Origin of the sequence: Actinomadura sp. GTD37 (assembly GCF_041951365.1) — a bacterium.
GTDB lineage: Bacteria > Actinomycetota > Actinomycetes > Streptosporangiales > Streptosporangiaceae > Spirillospora.
This window is the reverse complement of record NZ_JBGNUS010000001.1, coordinates 1799155-1816783: the sequence shown is the minus strand read 5'-3', so window position 1 is coordinate 1816783 and position 17629 is coordinate 1799155. Positions and strand designations below refer to the sequence as shown.

The 17629-nt window shown below is 74.0% G+C and carries 17 protein-coding genes; 15 read left to right on the top strand and 2 right to left on the bottom strand.

Features of this window, described 5'->3' with window-relative positions; translation table 11 throughout:
• Positions 1–93 precede the first annotated feature (93 nt).
• The 9 genes from ACA511_RS08690 (at position 94) to ACA511_RS08650 (ending at position 10102) form a co-directional block, all read left to right on the top strand.
• Entirely contained in the window at positions 94–753 is a 660-nt protein-coding gene (locus ACA511_RS08690) for a response regulator (protein ID WP_375023538.1), read from the top strand.
• Between the two features lie 97 nt (positions 754–850).
• Positions 851–2266, top strand: coding sequence for a hypothetical protein (locus ACA511_RS08685; RefSeq protein WP_375023537.1), 1416 nt, complete (start codon positions 851–853; stop codon positions 2264–2266).
• Between the two features lie 4 nt (positions 2267–2270).
• Positions 2271–3416 carry a DegT/DnrJ/EryC1/StrS family aminotransferase gene (locus ACA511_RS08680; RefSeq protein WP_375023536.1) on the top strand — a complete coding sequence of 382 codons (1146 nt, stop codon included), beginning with the start codon at positions 2271–2273 and terminating at the stop codon, positions 3414–3416.
• A gap of 2 nt (positions 3417–3418) precedes the next feature.
• Positions 3419–4600 carry an SDR family NAD(P)-dependent oxidoreductase gene (locus tag ACA511_RS08675; protein WP_375023535.1) on the top strand — a complete coding sequence of 394 codons (1182 nt, stop codon included), beginning with the start codon at positions 3419–3421 and terminating at the stop codon, positions 4598–4600.
• Positions 4601–4607: 7 nt separating this feature from the next.
• On the top strand, positions 4608–5828 hold the full coding sequence (locus ACA511_RS08670) for a glycosyltransferase (RefSeq protein WP_375023534.1): 1221 nt from the start codon (positions 4608–4610) through the stop codon (positions 5826–5828).
• Positions 5825–7120, top strand: a complete 1296-nt coding sequence (locus tag ACA511_RS08665) for an O-antigen ligase family protein (RefSeq protein WP_375023533.1) — start codon at positions 5825–5827, stop codon at positions 7118–7120. The genes ACA511_RS08670 and ACA511_RS08665 overlap by 4 nt, the downstream gene beginning before the upstream one ends.
• Positions 7117–8445 (top strand): lipopolysaccharide biosynthesis protein, encoded by a 1329-nt coding sequence (locus ACA511_RS08660; protein ID WP_375023532.1) that lies wholly within the window; start codon positions 7117–7119, stop codon positions 8443–8445. The genes ACA511_RS08665 and ACA511_RS08660 overlap by 4 nt, the downstream gene beginning before the upstream one ends.
• A 2-nt stretch (positions 8446–8447) precedes the next feature.
• Positions 8448–9167 carry a sugar transferase gene (locus tag ACA511_RS08655; protein WP_375023531.1) on the top strand — a complete coding sequence of 240 codons (720 nt, stop codon included), beginning with the start codon at positions 8448–8450 and terminating at the stop codon, positions 9165–9167.
• A 14-nt stretch (positions 9168–9181) separates the two neighbouring features.
• Complete coding sequence (locus tag ACA511_RS08650; protein WP_375023529.1) at positions 9182–10102, top strand: hypothetical protein; 921 nt, start codon at positions 9182–9184, stop codon at positions 10100–10102.
• Here ACA511_RS08650 and ACA511_RS08645 read toward each other — a convergent pair.
• Together ACA511_RS08645 and ACA511_RS08640 are read right to left on the bottom strand one after the other, a co-directional pair.
• A complete protein-coding gene (locus ACA511_RS08645) occupies positions 10099–10251 on the bottom strand; it encodes a hypothetical protein (RefSeq protein WP_375023528.1) in 153 nt (50 codons plus the stop codon). The two genes, ACA511_RS08650 and ACA511_RS08645, sit on opposite strands and share 4 nt — an antisense overlap.
• Positions 10252–10422: 171 nt before the next feature.
• Positions 10423–11988, bottom strand: a complete 1566-nt coding sequence (locus ACA511_RS08640; RefSeq protein ID WP_375023527.1) for a Rieske 2Fe-2S domain-containing protein — start codon at positions 11986–11988, stop codon at positions 10423–10425.
• Between the two features lie 303 nt (positions 11989–12291).
• On the opposite strand from ACA511_RS08640, the gene ACA511_RS08635 reads away from it, so the two are divergent.
• The 6 genes from ACA511_RS08635 to ACA511_RS08610 all read left to right on the top strand — a co-directional run bounded on the left by ACA511_RS08635 (position 12292) and on the right by ACA511_RS08610 (position 17545).
• Positions 12292–13095, top strand: coding sequence for a sensor histidine kinase (locus ACA511_RS08635; protein ID WP_375023526.1), 804 nt, complete (start codon positions 12292–12294; stop codon positions 13093–13095).
• Positions 13092–13739 carry a response regulator gene (locus ACA511_RS08630; RefSeq protein ID WP_375023525.1) on the top strand — a complete coding sequence of 216 codons (648 nt, stop codon included), beginning with the start codon at positions 13092–13094 and terminating at the stop codon, positions 13737–13739. Before ACA511_RS08635 ends, ACA511_RS08630 begins: the two co-directional genes overlap by 4 nt.
• Positions 13740–13869: 130 nt before the next feature.
• Entirely contained in the window at positions 13870–14757 is an 888-nt protein-coding gene (locus ACA511_RS08625; RefSeq protein WP_375023524.1) for a cytochrome P450, read from the top strand.
• 99 nt (positions 14758–14856) lie between these two features.
• On the top strand, positions 14857–16188 hold the full coding sequence (locus ACA511_RS08620) for a sensor histidine kinase (RefSeq protein WP_375023523.1): 1332 nt from the start codon (positions 14857–14859) through the stop codon (positions 16186–16188).
• Positions 16185–16850 (top strand): response regulator, encoded by a 666-nt coding sequence (locus ACA511_RS08615; protein ID WP_375023522.1) that lies wholly within the window; start codon positions 16185–16187, stop codon positions 16848–16850. The genes ACA511_RS08620 and ACA511_RS08615 overlap by 4 nt, the downstream gene beginning before the upstream one ends.
• Positions 16851–16936: 86 nt before the next feature.
• Complete coding sequence (locus tag ACA511_RS08610; protein WP_375023521.1) at positions 16937–17545, top strand: two-component system response regulator; 609 nt, start codon at positions 16937–16939, stop codon at positions 17543–17545.
• Positions 17546–17629: the final 84 nt, after the last annotated feature.

Below are 17629 nucleotides of genomic sequence, written 5' to 3'. Positions count from 1 at the left end.
CGGCGGCGGCGGCGCCCGCGGCGGGCGGACGTCCGGAACGGAGTACAGCGTTTGCGGGATCTGCCGGGGGCGCGCAGCCGTCATCGTCGGTGGATGGAACCGATCCGCGTCCTCATCGTGGACGATCACGCGCTGTTCGCCGAGGCCCTCGCGGCCCGGCTGGGACGCGAACCCGACCTGGTGATCCTGCCGATCGCCTCCGACGTGCGGCACGCGCTCGCGCTGACCGCCACCGAGCGCCCCCGGGTGCTCGTCCTCGACATGACGCTGGGCCGGGAGAACGGGCTGGACGTGCTGGACCGGGTCCGCGCGGACCATCCGGAGGTCCGCGTCGTCGTGCTGACCGCGATGAGCGACCTGGACGCGCTGGTGCGGGCCGTCCGGCGGGGCGCGGTGGGCTGGCTGGAGAAGACCGAGAACGCCGAGCTGGTCGCGCGGGTGATCCGCTCGGCGGCGCGGCGGGGCGGGTGGATCCCGCCGGACGTGCTGGGCGAGGTGCTGCGCAGGCTGACGCGGGACGGCGGGGAGCCGGGCGGCGCGCTGCCGGCCGAGCTGACGCCGCGGGAGCGCGAGGTCCTGCAGTGCATGGTGGACGGGCTCGGACGCGCGGAGATCGCCGAGCGGCTGGGATTGTCGGCGAACACCGTCCGCACGCACACGCAGAACCTGCTGGCGAAGCTCGGGCTGCACTCGGCGCTGGAGGCGATCACGCTCGCGATGCGGGCCGGGATGCGGCCGAGCACCGATCGCTGACCCCCCTGCAAACGGCGTAGTCCGGGGTCGTCTTTTGGGTGATTGCTCCGATGAAGCCCCTTCTTACGCTCGCCGTGACGAAGCCGGAGGGAAGATCGTGGAGATCGACGAGGTCGCGGCGCGGGTGGTGCGCAGCTACTGGGCGCTGCTGCTGGTCATGACGGTGGTCCCGCTGGTGCTGGTGGGCCTGGTGATGAGCGGGCAGGAGCCGCCCGCGGTCGCGAAGTCGCGGCTGCAGGCGAGCAGCCGGGCCACCGACGCGGCGCCCGGGGACGCCGGCGTGTCCATCGTGGTCAGCCAGGTGAAGGCGTTCGCGACCAGCGAGAACCTGCTGTCCGGGGTGCTGCGGCGGCAGCGGGTGGAGCGCTCGACGGTGAAGGTCGCGAAGGCGATCGAGGTGACCGGGCTCGGCACGTCCACGATCGTCGAGCTGGCGGTGAAGGACGCCGACCCGGAGGTGGCGCGGCGGCTGGCGGACGCGATCGGCGCCGCGGTCGTGCACGAGATCAACGCGTCCAACCAGGGTTCGATCAAGCAGCAGATGGACGAGATCGACGATCGCGTCCGGGACCTGGAGAAGAAGCTCGGGCCGCTGTCGCGGCGGGCGGGCGCGCAGCCGAACCCCGACATCGGCGCGGCGAACGAGCGGGAGCGGGTGCAGGCGGAGCTGACCGACCTGCGGTCGAACCGCTCGGACCTGCAGACGCAGCTGTCGACGGCCGGGACGGCGTCGGTGGTGCAGCCGGCGGTGCCGGCGCCGCGCACGAACCCGGTGGTCATGATGGCGTCGATCGCGGGCCTGGTCGGGCTGATCGGCGGGATCCTGATCGCGGTGGTGACGGAGACGGTGCGTCCCACGATCCCGGGGCAGCGCCGGGTCGCGCGCAGGCTCGGGGTGCCGCTGCTCGGCTGGGCCGACCAGGGTCCGGGCCGGCTCATCGACCTCGGCCGGCGGATCCGGCTGGCCGCGAAGAAGGAGGGCGTCGGGCGGGTCGCGCTGGTCGGCGCGCCCGGCCCGCTGCCGGCGGACCTGGTGTCGTCGGTCGCGTCCGCGGTGTACGGGGACGACACGAAGGTCGTCACGGCCCGGCCCGGACGGGACGAGCCCGGCGACGGCGGAACCGACGCCGGGACCGGCGGCGGAGCCGAGGGCGAGGGCGATGCCGGCCCGTCGCTCAACAGCAGCGGGCCGGGCGGCAGGACGAGCACGTCGGTCGTCCGCGCCGGCGGCGCCGCCGTCATGACGAAGAAGTCCGGGGTGTCCCCCTCGGAGGTCACCCAGCCGGTTCCGGTGCGCCGGCTCTGTCATGTGCACGCGTTCGAGGACGTCGATCCGGGTTCGGACGAGGTGGTCGGCGTGGTCGTGGTGGTCGGGCCGGTGACGCGGGTGGCGGGGCTGGAGACGGTCCGCGATCTGGTCGCCGCGTCCGGCTGGCCGCTGCTCGGCGTCGTCGCCACGTCCCGCAAGGTCTCCGCGTCCCGGAAGAACGCGTCCTCAAGGAGCAGGGGGTAGCCAGATGAGTTCGTCCGTTCCGTTCACGATTCCATCGCTGTCGGGTGAAGTGTCCGACGCGGTGGTCAAGGTGCTCGACTCGGGCTGGATCACGACGGGGCCGCAGACGGCCGCGTTCGAGCAGGAGTTCGCCGACTACCTGGGCGCCGCGCACGTCGTCGCGGTGGCCTCGTGCACGACCGCGCTGGAACTGTGCCTGCGCGCGCTCGACCTGCCGCCCGGCTCGGCGGTGCTGACGCCGAGCCTGACGTTCTGCGGCGCGATCAACGCGATCCTGCACGCGGGGCACCGGCCGGTGCTGGTGGACATCGACGAGGACACCCTCGTCCCCAGCCCGGCGACGGTCCGCGCGGCGGCCGACCGCGGCGACCCCGCGGCGATGATCGTGCAGAACCAGGGCGGGTACCCGGTGGACGTGGCGGCGCTCGCCGAGGCCGCGGGCCTCGACCGGACGCGGATCGTCGAGGACGCCGCGCACGGCCCCGGCGCGGCGCGCGACGGCCGCGACGTCGGCTCCGAGTCGTTCGCGGCGTGCTTCTCCTTCTACGCGACGAAGAACATGCCGATCGGCGAGGGCGGCGCGGTGGCGTCCAGCGACCAGGAGTTCGCCGACCGCGTCCGCGCGATGCGGATGCACGGGATGAGCAAGGACTCCTGGAAGCGGTACCTGCCCGGCGGCAGCTGGCGGTACGACGTGAAGACGGTCGGGCTGAAGGCCAACATGACCGACGTGCAGGCGGCGATCGGGCGGGCGCAGCTCGCGGCGCTGCCGGGCTGGCAGGAGCGGCGCGCCGAGATCGTCGCCCGCTACGACGCGGCGCTGGCGGGCCTGCCCGGTCTCGTCCTCCCGCAGCGGAACCTGGCCGGGATCCGGCACGCCTGGCACCTCTACCAGGTCCGCGTCCAGGACCGGGACGCCGTCAGCGCCGCCCTGGAGGCGGCGGGCGTCGCGACGTCCGTGCACTTCATCCCGGCGAACCAGATGACCGCCTACCAGGAGATCCTGGGCGCCGCGGAGTGCGCGCGGGTGCCGGTGACCGACCGGGTGGGCGAGGAACTGCTGTCGCTTCCGCTGTATCCGGGGCTGACGGACGACGGCCTCGAACGCGTCGTGTCCGCGCTCACCGAGGCACTGCGGACCCGGGGCTGACCGTGCGGAGGTTCCTGCCGCGCCGCACGATCGGGACCACCGCGCCGGTCCCGGTCAGCCCGCTCGCCCTGCTGATGGGGCGGGACGAGGTGGTCATGGCGCGGCATCGCGGGCGGCGGCTCGTCCGCGGCCGGCGGGTGCTGGTCACCGGGGCGTGCGGGACGGTCGGCCGGGCGCTCTGCCACCAGGTCCGGCGGCTCGAACCGGCCGCGCTGGCCCTGCTCGACCGGGACGGCGACGGCCTGGCGGGCCTCGCCCGCGAGCTGGACCGGCACGACCTGGACGGCGTCACGCTCGCCGAGGCCGACGTCCGGGACGCGCGGCGGGTCGACCGGATCATCGAGGAGGCGCGTCCCGACCTGCTGTTCCACACGGCCGGCCGGAACGAGCTGGCGGAGGTCGAGCGGGACCCGTGCCGGGGCGTCGCGCACAACGTCCTCGGCACCCGGCACCTGATCGACGCGGCGCTGCGGCACGGGGTGGAGCGGCTCGTGTTCGTCTCGTCCGACAAGGCCGCCGACCCGACGTCGGTGTTCGGCGCGACGATGCGGCTCGGGGAGCTGCTGCTGCGGACGGCGACGCCCGGCCCGACGTGCTTCGCCGCCGTCCGGGTCGGCAACGTGATCGGCGAGGCGGGCCCGCTGCTGAGCCTGCTCGCGCACCGGATCTCCTCCGGCGAGGTCGTCATCATCACCCATCCCGAGGTGGCCCGCCACTTCATGACGGTGGAGGAGGCGGCGGGCCTGCTGATCGAGGCGGCGGCGATGGCGGAGGAGGCGGAGACGTTCGTCCTCGACATGGGCCGTCCCGTCCCGGTCGTCGACCTCGTGCACCGGTACGCCGAGCAGCTGCGGCTGCCGGAGGTGACGATCCGGTTCAGCGGGCTCGGGTCCGGCGAGAAGCTCGCGGAGAAGGCGTTCGCCGACTCCGAGCGGCGGATCCGCACCGCGCACCCGAAGATCTGGGCGACCCGCCCCGCCGCGCCGCCCGCCGGGCTTCCGCAGCTGCTGGACGAGCTGGAGGCGGCGGCCGGGGCCCGCGACGACGGCGCGGTCCGGCTGCTGCTGCGCCGGCTTCTCCCCGAATACCACCCGGTCCGGCGGCCGGAGCCCGCCGAGGCGCCGCCGCCCGGACCGTCCTGCCTCTGCGGCGCGGGGTGCAGCCCCGACCCGCCCGGCCTGTGAGGTTGGCATGACCAGCACGAGGAAGCTCAGAGTCGCCACGGTGATCACCCGCTTCAACGGCGGGGCCGGCCAGGTCGCGCTGAACGGCGCGCTGGCCCTCCCGGACGGCGGCTACGAGCGCGCGATCGTCACCGGCGGCGTCGGCATGGACAGCACGGCGGCGTCCACCGGGAACAGCGTCCTCTACGGGGACGACGCCGTCGCCAACGCCGCCGCCGGTGACCTCACTCCCGCCGCCCACGCGGCCGGGATGGAGATCGTCCAGGTGGGGCCGCTGGTGCCGCAGATCTCGCCGCGCGACGACATGGCCGCGCTGCGCACGCTGACCCGGGTGCTGGCGGACGGGCGGTACGACGTCGTCCACACGCACAGCGCGAAGGGCGGCGTGATCGGGCGGGTCGCGGCGGCCCGCGCGGGCGTCCCCCGCATCGTGCACACCTGGCACGGGTTCCCGTTCAACGAGTTCCAGTCGTGGCCGCGGCGGCGCGTGTATATAGGTCTCGAGCGGATCGCGGCCAAGCGCACCGACGCGTTCCTGGCGATCGGGTCGGAGACGGTCACGACGGCGCTGCGGCTCGGGCTGACGACGCCGGAGCGGGTGCGGCTGTCGTGGCCGGCCGTGGACGTGGACGCGTACGCGGCCGCGCCCGGCTCCCGCGCGCAGGCCCGCCGCCGCCTCGACCTGCCGCTCGGCGTGAAGGTCGTCGGGTCGGTCGGGCGGCTGACGTTCCAGAAGGGCCCGGAGGTCTTCGCCCGCGCGATCGCGCGGCTGCCGGACGACGTGTTCGGGCTGTGGGTCGGCGGCGGCCCGATGGCGGACGAGCTGGAGCGGCTCACCGCGAAGCTCGGCGTCGAGGAGCGGATGCGCTGGCTCGGGCACCGGGGCGACGTCGCCGACGTGCTGCCCGCGTTCGACGTGATGGCGATGGCGAGCCGGTGGGAGGGGCTGCCCTGCGTCCTGGTCGAGGCGATCGGCGCGGGGGTCCCGCTGGTCGCGACGGCCGTCCCGTCCAACCAGGACCTCGTGCTCGCCGGAGAGACCGGCATGCTCGTCCGGCCGGAGGACCCGGAAGGGCTCGCGGCCGCCGTGTCGGCACTGCTGGACGACCCCGCCGCCGCCGCGCGGATGGCCGGGCGCGCCCGCGCCCGGGTCGGCGACTGGTTCTCGCCGGCGCACCTCGGGACCGTCCTCGACGAGACCTACCGAGGGAGCTCCACACGCCCATGACCGCGACGATCGAGGCCCCGCACGCGGGCGGGCCGCCCGCGCCGGCGCCCCTGAAGCGGGGCGCCCGGCTGCCGTCCGTGGTGATCGTCGCGGGCATCGCCTCGCTGCCGCTGCTGATGCCGGCCGGGCTGCCGCCGGGGCCGGGCAACACCGGCCTGCCCGACCTCGCGCTCGTCGGCGTCACCGCGACGATGCTGCTGTGGGCGGGCACGCGCGGGCTGCCGGTCCGGTGGCCGTTCCTCATCCCGACCCTGCTGACGATCATCGCGGGCGGCATCGCGGCCATCGTCAACGACGCGGGCGCGCTCACCATCGTGAAGGACCTGTTCGTGCTGCTGTGGGCGGTGAGCATCGCCAACTTCGGGCGCGACCCGGCCCTGCTGAGGCTCACGCTCCGCGCCTTCGTCCTGATCGGGACGTGCTACGCCGCCGTCATGATCGTCGGCTTCGTGCTGGGCGTCGACGCGCTGTCCGGCAAGCAGATCGACGGCGAACGCGCGATGTTCACGTTCGGCGACGCCAACTACGCGTCCAACTGGTTCATCTGCGTCTTCTTCATCGCGCGCGCGAGCCGCTTCCCCGGGACCGCCTGGAAACGCTGGGCGGTCTGCGGGGTGCTGCTCGCCGCCGAGGTCCTGACCGGCTCGAACGGCGGACTGCTCGCGCTCTGCGTCGCGGTCCTGCTCGGCTGCCTGTTCCGGCTGTTCCGCGAGGGCAAGGCGCACCACGCCGTCGCGGTCGGCGCGCTCGCGGTGTTCGTCGGCGGGGGCGGCGTCGCGCTCGTCTCGGCGGTGAACGTCCAGCCGTTCCTGGACCAGGCGAGCCAGGCGTCCCCGATCCTGCGCGACTCCATCGGGCGGACGACCGGGGAGAGCACCAACTCGCGCGGCACCGTCCTCGCCACCACCCTCCAGATGATCGACGACCAGACGCACCCGTGGGGCATCGGGCCCGGCCAGACCGAGAAGCAGATGCTGGTGCGGCAGGAGACGTACGTGCGGGAGGCGCACAACGACTATGTCGCGTCCGTCCTGGAACGCGGCTTCCTCGGCGGCGTCGCGCTCATCACCCTGGTGTTCGTCCTGCTGCTGGACTGCGTCCGCATCGCCCGCCGGGGCGCGCTGACCGGCGAATACGCGCGGCTCGTCCCCCGCCCCGAACTGTTCGGCGCGCTCGTCTCCGTCTTCCTCGTCTCCGGCCTCTTCTACGAGACCCTCCACTACCGCCACGGCTGGGCGTTCTTCGGGCTCATCGCCGCCCTCGACCTGTTCGGAAGGAGGCGGGCGGCATGACCGACACGCAGTCTCCGGCCGTCGTCGCGCCCGCCGGGGAGTCCCGGCTCCGGCGGCGGCTGCTCGCGCTCGTCGCCGGGAACATGGCGGGACGGATCGGGGCGCTCGGATCGCTCGGCATCGCGACGATCCTCGTCGCGCGGATCGGCGGGCCCAAGCTCGTCGGCGCGTTCACGCTCGTCCGCATCCTGCCGGGGCTGCTGTGCCAGCTGTCCAACGCCGGCCTCCCGGGCGCGGCGCCGTTCTTCCTTGCGCGGTCCGACTACGACCAGAGCCGGGTGCGGCCCACGCTCGCGTGGCTGACCGTGATCGGCGCGACGCTCGCCGGGATCGGCTGGCTGGCCCTCAGCCCCCTCATCTACCTGGTGTTCTTCAAGTCGTTCGGGCTCTGGGTCACGGTCGCCGCCGCCGCGCCGTCGTTCACGCAGGGCTTCGTGTCGGTCGGCAAGGGCCTCCTCCAGGGCACCGACGACCAGTCCGGCGCAAGCCTTGCCATCGCCGTCGAGGAGTTCGTGTTCCTGCCCATCTACCTGGTCATCCTCACCGGCTGGTACGGGCCCGGCGCGCTCATCACCGGGCTCGTGCTCGCCGACCTCGCCGCCGCCGCGTGGATCGCCCGGCGGCTCGCGCGGCGCGGGTTCTTCGCCGGCTGGGGGCGCCCCGACCGGCGGCTCGGCCGCACCATCGCCGGGTACGGGTTCCGCGGCTACCTCGGGCAGCTCATCGACCTGCTGCAACTGCGGTTCGACATGGCGCTGCTCGGCGCGCTCGCCGGGCCGAAGGTGCTCGGCGTGTACACGGTCGCCAGCAAGTTCGCCGAGCTGGTGCAGCTGCCGGGCCTCGCGGTCAACTACGTCCTGTACCCCGACTTCGCCAAGGAGGACCGGGAGACGGCGACCAGGCGGACGTCCCGCCTGATCCTGCCCGCGCTGGCGGTGTCGGTGCTGGCCGCGCTGCCGCTCGCGCTCCTCGCCGGGACCGCGCTGCCGTGGATCTTCGGGGACGTGTTCGACGACGCGGTCGTGCCCACCTACATCCGGCTCGGCGGCGTCGTCACGTTCGGCGTGACCGGGCTCGTCATGGCCTACCTGTACGGGGTCGGGCGGCCCGGCGCCGCGTCCACCGGGCAGGGCATCGGGCTCGTGGTCGTCGTGCTCCTCGGCGCCGTCCTGATCCCGGCGCACGGAGCGGTCGGCGCGGCCGTCGCCACGTCCGTCTCCTTCGTCGCCACCACGGCGGCGCTGCTGGTCTGGTTCCAGCGCGTGAAGAACTCCGCACCCGGGCCCGCCGCGCCCGAACCCCCCGCACCCGAGTCGAAGGGGTGACCATGTCCGAGCTCGCCAACCGTCCCGTGGACCCGTCCGACGGCGTCGCCCCGTCCAGGCCGCGCCGCGTGCTGGACGTCGTGGGCGCGGTCTCCGGGCTGCTGCTCCTCAGCGTCCCGCTGCTGCTCCTCTACGCGCTGGTGCGGCTGTCCAGCCCCGGTCCCGGCGTGTTCCGGCAGACGCGGGTCGGGCAGGGCGGGCGGCCGTTCACCATGTACAAGTTCCGGACGATGCGGCAGGGCGTCGGCGGCCTCACCGTCACCGCCAACTGCGACCCGCGGCTCACCAGGGTCGGCAAGCTGCTCCGGCAGTGGTCGCTGGACGAGCTGCCGCAGCTCGTCAACGTGCTGCGCGGCCAGATGACGCTCGTGGGGCCGCGTCCGGAGACCTACGACCTCGCCGAGCACTACGACGCCGGCTGCCGCTGGGTCTTCGACCACCGGCCCGGCCTGACCGGCGTGTCCGAGGTGCGGTTCCGCGACTTCGACGTCCTCGGGCCCGGCGAGGAGGTCGACCTCGTCAACTACATCGAGCGGATCGTCCCGGCCCGCGTCGCCGTCGACGCGGTCTACCTGCGCGACCCGTCGATGCGCGCCACGTTCGGCGCGCTGTGGGACACGGTGAAGCACATCCTCGGCATCCCCGTCCCGCCGCTGCGGCTGGACACGCCCGCAGCCGACAAGCCCGTCCGCCCCGCGGAGGAGCCCGGCTCCGCCGCCTGACCCCGGGAGCGCACATGGACATCCGGGACACCCGCGTCAAGTTCTCGGCCGTCGCCGCCGCGGTCGTGCTGGTGGCCGGATTCCTCTTCTACGTGCAGCACCGGACGTCCGGGCACGAGCCCTACCGGGGGCCGCTCGCCGCACCGGGCACGCCGGCCGCCGAACCCCACCGGACACGGCGGATCGCGCTGAACACCCAGCCCGCCGACTACCCGCGCCTCCGGGAACTCGGCTACGACCTCGTGGACGTCAAGGCGGACGCGTCGCTCATCGCCGGCGTCCCCGCCGGGATGCAGGCGCTGCTGTGGGTCGGCAACTTCACCTGCGACGACTTCGAACTCGACTGGGACGCGTTCAAGCGGGCCGTCCAGCGGTTCGGACGCGACCCCCGGGTCTACGGCTGGTACCTGTCGGACGAGCCGAACACCGGCGACTGCCCCGAGGTCGCGGGCGAGATCCGCCGCCGCGCCGCCTACGTCAGGGCCAACGCGCCCGGCCAGGTCTCGTTCATCTCGCTGACCGACTGGCCGATGAGGCCGCTCACTCCGGAACGCGTCGGCGTCGACCTGGTCGGCCTCGACCCGTACCCGTGCAAGGGCTCGCCGGAGACCCGCGAGCACTGCGACATCGGAGCGATCGACCGGATGGTCCGGATGGCGGACTCCGCCGGCATTCCGCGCGCCAAGGTCGCGCCCGTCCTGCAGACGTTCGGCCAGAGCTGCGCGAAGGGCGACCGGCAGTACTGGCTGCCGACGCAGGCCCAGTTCCGCAGGATCCTCGCCCGCTGGGACCGGGTGGCGCCCCGCCCGCCCCTGGAGATCTCCTACTCCTGGGGCCGCCAGGACGAGTGGGCGTGCCCCACTCTCGCCGACGCGACCGGCGGCGGCCATCCCGACCTGCAGACCCTGATGCGGGCCCGGAACCGGGCGGGCTAACGGCCGCCCGGCTGATCGGCGACGGCCGGTTGCGGCGATCTCCCCGGCACCGGGAAGTCGAGCGATCCGATTTTCAGGACCGCGACTTCCATCAGTCCGACGAGCAGAACGAACGCGACGGCCAGCAGGCCGAGCTTCTTGCGGTCCAAGACCCGCACCCCTTCAAACCCCCAGAAACGCAGGTCAAACCTAACATAAGATGATCGATCACCCAGGCGGAACGTCCGCCGCGGCACCAGACGTGATCGTCCCGTTACGGCGGGCACGGAGACGGGCGGGCCGGGCGACGCGAGGTCGCCCGGCCCCTCCGCGGGTGCCGGTCACCCCACCTTGCGGCTGGTGAGGTTGGCGGCTCGGGCGTTGAGGCATTCGCCGGTGGCGAGGTCGAAGGCGAAGTTGTGCGCCAGGCAGTGGATCCGGCCGGCGCGGACGACCGCGCCGACGGAGAGGTCCTCGCCGGCGTGCGGGCAGTAGCGGGGGATGTCGTAGCGGTCGCCGTCGCAGGCGACGGTGATGCGCTCGCTCTCGTCCCGTCCGGTCTCGTAGGTCTCGACGGCCTGGAGGGCGGGCGCGTTGGCGTGCTTGAGCAGGCCGACCAGGTGGTCGTTGTAGACGTCGGGGTCGCGGTAGAGGCTGAGTCGGAAGGAGATGAGGAGGTCCTCCCAGGCCATCCGGCCGGTGAGGACGCCGTCCAGCCAGCGGCCGGCGGTGGTGATCCGGTAGTGCGGGCGGACGGCGGCGGACGCGGCCGACACCGTGAGGCCGTCCGGGGAGAAGTCGACGTCCCAGACGCCGCCGTTCGGCCCGGTGATCTCGAACCGGACGATCATCGAGATCCGCCGCAGGAAGTAGTCGCTGAGGCCGCCGAGGTAGGTGAAGTGGGCCGTGAAGCGGTCGAACAGGTCGGGCCCCGGCTCCGGGTACTCCGCCATGACGCCCGCGATGGCGGACGCGCGGTCGGCGGCGTACCGCTTGAGGTAGTCCGCGCGGTCGGCGTCGGCGAAGGAGAACTCCGCCGAGACCGGGTCGCGGGTGACCTCGCCGGTGTCGAGGTCGACGGCGTCGCCGGGCTTGAAGCAGTCCCAGCGCTGCCCCGGGAGGTGCTCGCGCAGCCACTCGGCGGCGACCTCCGGGTCGCAGAACGCGCCGTCCGCCTGGCCGAGCACCCAGTTGAGGTGGTCGACCTCGGCGTCCAGGAAGCACGGCGGCCCCGCGAACGGGACGGCCAGCTCCGGCCCGGTCTGCCGGACGAGGCGCTGCGTCGCGCGGAGCTTGGAGATCCGCTTGGCCATGGAGACCTCGGCCATCTCCGCGTCCGGGTACTCGTAGCAGATCGGGTGCCAGGACGCCCCGGACGTCTGCAGGGCCATCAGGTCGAGCCGGCCGCCCGCGAGGTGCTTGGCGCGGCGGGCCTGCGCGGCGGTGAGCCGGGCGTCGTTGCAATGCAGGATCCCGCGCCCGTCCGCGACGATGAGAAAGGCGGCGTCGTGGCACATCGGTGACAGTTCCGGAATCACCGTGATCCAGGAGCCGCGATTGTCCAGAGGGAATTTACTCCAGGGTTCGATCTCGATTACCTGGCGGTAGCCCGCGGCAGCCGTGATGCGTTCCCGGAAGGCGGGTCCGGGATAACACGGAATGAGGATCCGGGTCCGCGCGGGCAGGCGCTCGATGACCCACGGGTCGAAATGATCTAGATGTTCGTGCGACACGGCGACCCAGTCCGCGTCGAGCACCGGGGCGAGATCCAGATGATCGTTTCTCGGATACTGGTGCCAGGCTCCGAGAAAGGCCCCCGCGGGGGCGAGCCACGGGTCCGCGAGCAGGTGGAACGCCTGGGCGTCCACCGCCACCCCCGCATGCCCGAGAAATGTGACCGTCGGCATGAGGAGACTGTCCCGCCGGACGCCCGGCGGCACACCCGCCGGAATGCGCAATGCGGCTACGCCACCGGCATGAAAGAATTGTCATGGGCAGAACTGACAATCCTGACTGAGACGCTCCGACAAAGCGCGGAGTTTACCTCCGCGTTCTGCATGTCCACTTCTGGACAAACAGCGATCTGTTGCGGCCAATTGACTGGACATACGCCGCACGACCGGGCGACGGTCTATAGGGTGCTGGAATAGCAGACGGGGGTCTACATGAACAACGGGCGGGCTCGGTCCTCCCCTGCGGACGCCGTGGGCGTGGGAGCGCTCGCAGGCGTGCGGGACGGGGGCCGCGCCGTCGAGCGGGACCGGCCGGCGGCGTCCGGGCACGGCGAGCAGGTGCTGTGGCGGCGCCGGCTCCGCCACGACATCCGGCACGAACTCGGCACGATCATCATGCTGGCCTCGGCCGTCGTCGTCGCGGAGGACGTCGGCGACACCAGCCGGGCCCGCATCGACCAGCTGCTCGGCGAGACCAGGTGGCTCGACCACCTGCTGCGCCGGCTCGACGAGGACGACGGCGACGACCGCCCGCCGCCCGGCCCGGAGCGGCTCCGGGTGGACGACCTGACCGCCGAGGTCGTCACCGGCATGCGGCTCGCCACCCCGCACGAGGTGTGCTTCACCGGCTCCGAGGCGTGGGCCCACATGGACCCGGTCGCGCTGTGGCGCGCGGTCCGCAACGTCCTCGACAACGCGTGCCGCGTCGCGGCGGGGCGCGTCGACGTGCGGGTCGAGGCCGACCAGGGCTGGATCGCCATCCAGGTCGACGACGACGGCCCCGGCTTCGGCGCGGCGGCCCGGCCCGGCCCTCCTGGGCACGGTTCTGCGGGGCGCGGTGCTCCGGGGCACGGACAGGCCAGGCCCGGCCTCGCGTCGCTCGGGCTCGGCATCGTGCACGACCTCATCTCCGGCTACGGCGGCAGCCTGGAGATCCGCACCTGCGAGATGGGCGGGGCGCGCGTCCGCATGCTGCTGCCGGCGGCGCCGCCTCCGGTCGCCGGCCCCGTCGGAGACGTCCGCGCCGACGCGGGCGCCGACGACTGGCGGCCGCATCCATGAGAATGATCATCTGCGACGACCACGCGGTCTTCGCCGATTCCCTGTCGCTCGTGCTGGCGGACGCCGGGCACAGCGTCGTCGGGGTGGCCTACTCCCCGGCCGACGCGCTGCCCGTGCTGCGCGCCAGGCAGCCCGACGCCTGCCTGATCGACCTGCAGTTCCCGTCCTGCACCGCGCTCGACTGGATGCCGCGGCTGCGCGCCGCGGCCCCCCGGACGAAGTTCGTCGTGCTCACCGGCTTCCTGGAGCAGCCGATCCTGGACGCCGGCGTCGCGGCCGGCGTGCGCGGGTTCGCGCACAAGGGCCAGCAGGCCGGCGACATCCTCACCGTGCTGCGCCGCGTCGCGGACGGCGAGGTCGTCGTCGACCAGGCGGCGCTGCGCGGCGGCGCCCGCCCGCGCAGCCGCGCGCAGAAGGTCGCGCAGTTCCTCACGCCGCGCGAGCGCGAGGTGCTGACCCGGCTGACGCGCGGCGAGTCGACGCAGGCGCTGGCCAAGGCGATGGGCGTGACGCGCAGCACGGCGCGCAGCCACGTGCAGAGCGTGCTGTCCAAGCTGGGCGTGCACTCGCAGCGGGAGGCCGTGATCGAGGCGGCCCGGCACGGCCTGGTGAGCGTCGAGACCGGGGAGTGGCTGGCGGGCTGACCCCCGAAACCGCCGGGGACGCGGGGGATCGCCCGCCGCAAGGCGCTCGATCCGGGTGCGGGACGGCCGAATCCGGCCCTTCAGGGTTCGGCCGGGACGCGTTAGCGTCTGCCTCGGAGAGGAGGTCCCCATGCCGCGACGGCGAGGCGCGTCCCCCGTCTCCGACGCCGGGGCCCTCGGCCGCGCCGACGCCTACGCCCGCGGCGTCCCCCACGGCCGCCTCGAACGGCTCCGCTCGCGGACGCCCGTGGTGTGGCTGGACGGGACCGCGGCGGAACGTCCCGGCGCCTGGGCGGTGCTGCGCTACGCCGACGTCCACCACGCGCTCACGCATCCCGAGCTGTTCAGCCCGCAGGTGGACGGCCCCCTGCACGGCCCGCTGACCGGCCAGGCCGCGCCGCCGGACGCGCCCGAGGACGCGGACCTCATCGACATGGACCCTCCGGCGCGGGCCATGCTCGCCCGCATCCCGTCCGGGGAGCCGGTCGACTTCGTCGGCGAGGTCGCGCGCGACCTGCCGGAGACGGTGCGCAACACCCTCGCCGGCGGCCTGTACGCGCTGCTGCGCCATCCCGCCGAGTACGCCCGGCTGCGGGAGGGGCAGGCCGACGAGACGCTCGTCGACAGCGCCGTCGAGGAGATGCTGCGCTGGTGGACGCCGGTGCTCCAGGTCTGGCGGACCGTCCAGCGCGGGACGGACGTCGGCGGCGTGCCGCTGCTCGCGGGCGAGCAGTTGACGCTGTGGCTCGTCTCGGCGAACCACGACGGCGACGTCTTCCCGGACCCGGGGCGGTTCGACCCGGAACGGTTCCTCCGGCCCGGCCGGCCGCACCTGTGCTTCGGGTTCGGGTACCGCGCCTGCATGGGCGCGCGGCTGGCGCGGGTCCACCTGCGCGCCATGCTCGTCGCGCTGCTGGAACGCCCCGGGCTGCCGCGGCTGGCGGGCGAGCCGGTGCCGCTGCGGTCCAGCACCCGCCGCGGCTTCGCCCACCTGCCCGTCCGCTGGACCCCCTGCTGAGGCGGCGCCGGCGGTTTCGCCGGATACCTCCCGGGGAGTAGGGACGCGCACTCCCCGCGGCCGACGTGGCGCCCGGCCCCGATGACTTAACGTGCATGCATGAGCAGCTCACCGGCGCAGGTCCGGGCGCACTGGCCGCGGCCCGGGACGTGGCCGGTGTGGGTCGTCCCGGTCCTCGTCGCGTTCTTCCAGCTCGGCGGGTCGCTGGGCGCGCAGGGCGGGGGGCCGGGCGGCGAGGCGTCCGGCGGGCCGCCGTGGGAGCACGGCGGCGGCGGGCCCGAGCCGGGGCACACCGACCTCGACGCGCTCGGGTTCGCGCTGCTGCTCGGCGGGCCCGCACTGCTGCTGCTGCGGCGCCGGCATCCGGTGTTCACGGTGTGCGCCACCGCGGCGGTCACCGCGCTGTACTTCCTGCGCGCCTACACCTACGGGCCCGCGCCGCTCGCGCTGGCCGTCGCGATGATGGCCGCGATCGTCGCCGGGCACCGGCTGCTGACCTGGGCCGGGACGGGCATCGGGCTCGCGGCGTTCTTCGGCCTCACCGCGCTGATCGGCGTGCCGGCCGCCGAGCGGGGGCAGGACGGGCCGTTCCCCGTGGAGGAGCCGACGCTCGGCGGGTCGAGCTTCGTCGTCGGCTGGGCGCTGGTGGTGCTGGTCAGCGCGGAGCTGATCCGGATGCGGGCGCAGCGGGCCGCCGAGACCGCGCGGATCCGCGCCGAGGAGGAGCGCCGGCAGGCCAGCGAGGAGCGGCTGCGGATGGCGCGCGAGCTGCACGACGTGCTCGCCCACAACATCTCGATGATCAACGTCCAGGCCGGGGTCGCGCTGCACCTGATCGACCAGAACCCCGAGCAGGCGCGGACGGCGCTCGCCGCGATCAAGGACGCGAGCAAGGAGGCGCTCACCGAGATGCGCGGAGTGATCGGCGCGCTGCGGGCGCAGGGCGAGACCGCGCCGCGCGCCCCCACCGCCGGCCTCGACCGGCTGGACGACCTGCTCGACCGGGCGCGCTCCGCCGGGCTGGCGGTCGACGCCGAGATCACCGGGGACCGGCGGCCGCTGCACGCGGGCACCGACCTCGCCGCGTTCCGGATCGTCCAGGAGTCGCTGACGAACGTGACCCGCCATGCCGGGCCCGGGCCGGTGACGGCGCGGGTCCGGATCGCCTACGGTGAGCACGAGATCGTGGTCCGGGTCGAGGACGACGGGCGGGGGGCGCCCCTGCTGGACGACCGGCCGGGCGGCAGCGGCCTGCGCGGGATGCGCGAGCGGGCCGCCGCGCTCGGCGGGACGTTCGACGCCGGGCCGCGTCCGGGCGGCGGGTTCCGGGTGCGGGCCGCGCTGCCGCTGGACGCCGAACCGGCCACGGAGCCGGCCGCCCAGGCCGCCGAGGAGACCGGGCCGGCCGGGCCCGGAGGGGATGCGCAGTGATCAAGGTCATGCTGGCGGACGACCAGGTCCTCGTCCGGGCCGGGTTCCGGGCGCTGCTGGACGCGCAGTCCGACATCGAGGTCGTCGGCGAGGCGAGCGACGGCGAGGAGGCGGTGGCGCGGGCGCGCGGCCTGCGGCCGGACGTCATCCTGATGGACATCCGCATGCCGGGCCTGGACGGCCTCGCCGCCACCCGCAGGATCGCCTCGGACGAGCGCCTCGACGGCGTGAAGATCGTGATCTTGACGACGTTCGAGCTGGACGAGTACGTCTTCGAGGCGCTGCGCGGCGGCGCGAGCGGGTTCCTGGTGAAGGACACCGAGCCGGTGGAGCTGATCCACGCCGTCCGCGCGGTCGCGGACGGGGACGCGCTGCTGTCGCCGAGCGTGACCCGGCGGCTGATCGCCGAGTTCGCCGCGCGGGCCAAGGAGCCCGCGCCGTCGCCGCGGCTGAACGCGCTGACCGACCGGGAGCGGGAGGTCATGGCGCTGGTCGGCGAGGGCCTGTCGAACGAGGAGATCGCGGCCCGCCTCGTGGTGAGCCCCGCCACCGCGAAGACGCACGTCAGCCGGACGATGGTGAAGCTCGGCGCCCGCGACCGCGCGCAGCTGGTGGTGTACGCCTACGAGTCGGGACTGGTCAAACCCGGCTGGCTGCCTTAGTAATTTACTCTGCAGCGATTCGCTGTTGCCGTCCGCAGGGACATGACAGGCTGGACGGACACGCCCCACCGACGCTGAGGAGTCCGGTGCCGAACGACACGAGGATCCTGGCCGTCGACGACCGCGAGGAGAACCTGACCGCGCTTGCGGCCGTCCTCGACGCGCTGCCCGTGGACGTCGTGCCCGTCACGTCCGGGCAGGCCGCGCTGAAGGAACTCCTGACCGACGACTTCGCGCTGATCCTGCTGGACGTCGTCATGCCGGAGATGGACGGCTTCGAGACCGCCGAGCACATCAAGGCCCGGCCGCGGACCCGGGACGTCCCGATCATCTTCCTCACCGCCGGGGGCGGCGCCGGCGAGCAGGCGTACCGGGGCTATGCCACGGGCGCCGTCGACTACCTCACCAAGCCGTTCGACCCGTGGCTGCTGCGCGCGAAGGTGTCGGTGTTCGTCGACCTGCACCGGCGCAACGTGCAGCTCAGGCAGCAGGCCCAGCTGCTGCGCCGCACGCTCGGCGGCGACGACGCCGGCGCCCTCGCGGGCTGCGAGCGGCTGCTGGCGGCGCTCGACGAGCGGCTCGCCAAGGTCGAGGACGACGTCGCCCGGCTGGGGTCCGGCGAGCCTGCCGCCGAGCTCGGCGAGCACGTCGGCGAACTGCGCCTCGCCCTGGACGCCTTCGCCGCCGGCACCTGACCCGGCGGCCCGTTACCGCACCTGGGCCCGCCCCCGCATTTGAGCCCGGCGGCCCGTTACCGCACCTGATCCCGGCGCCCGGCT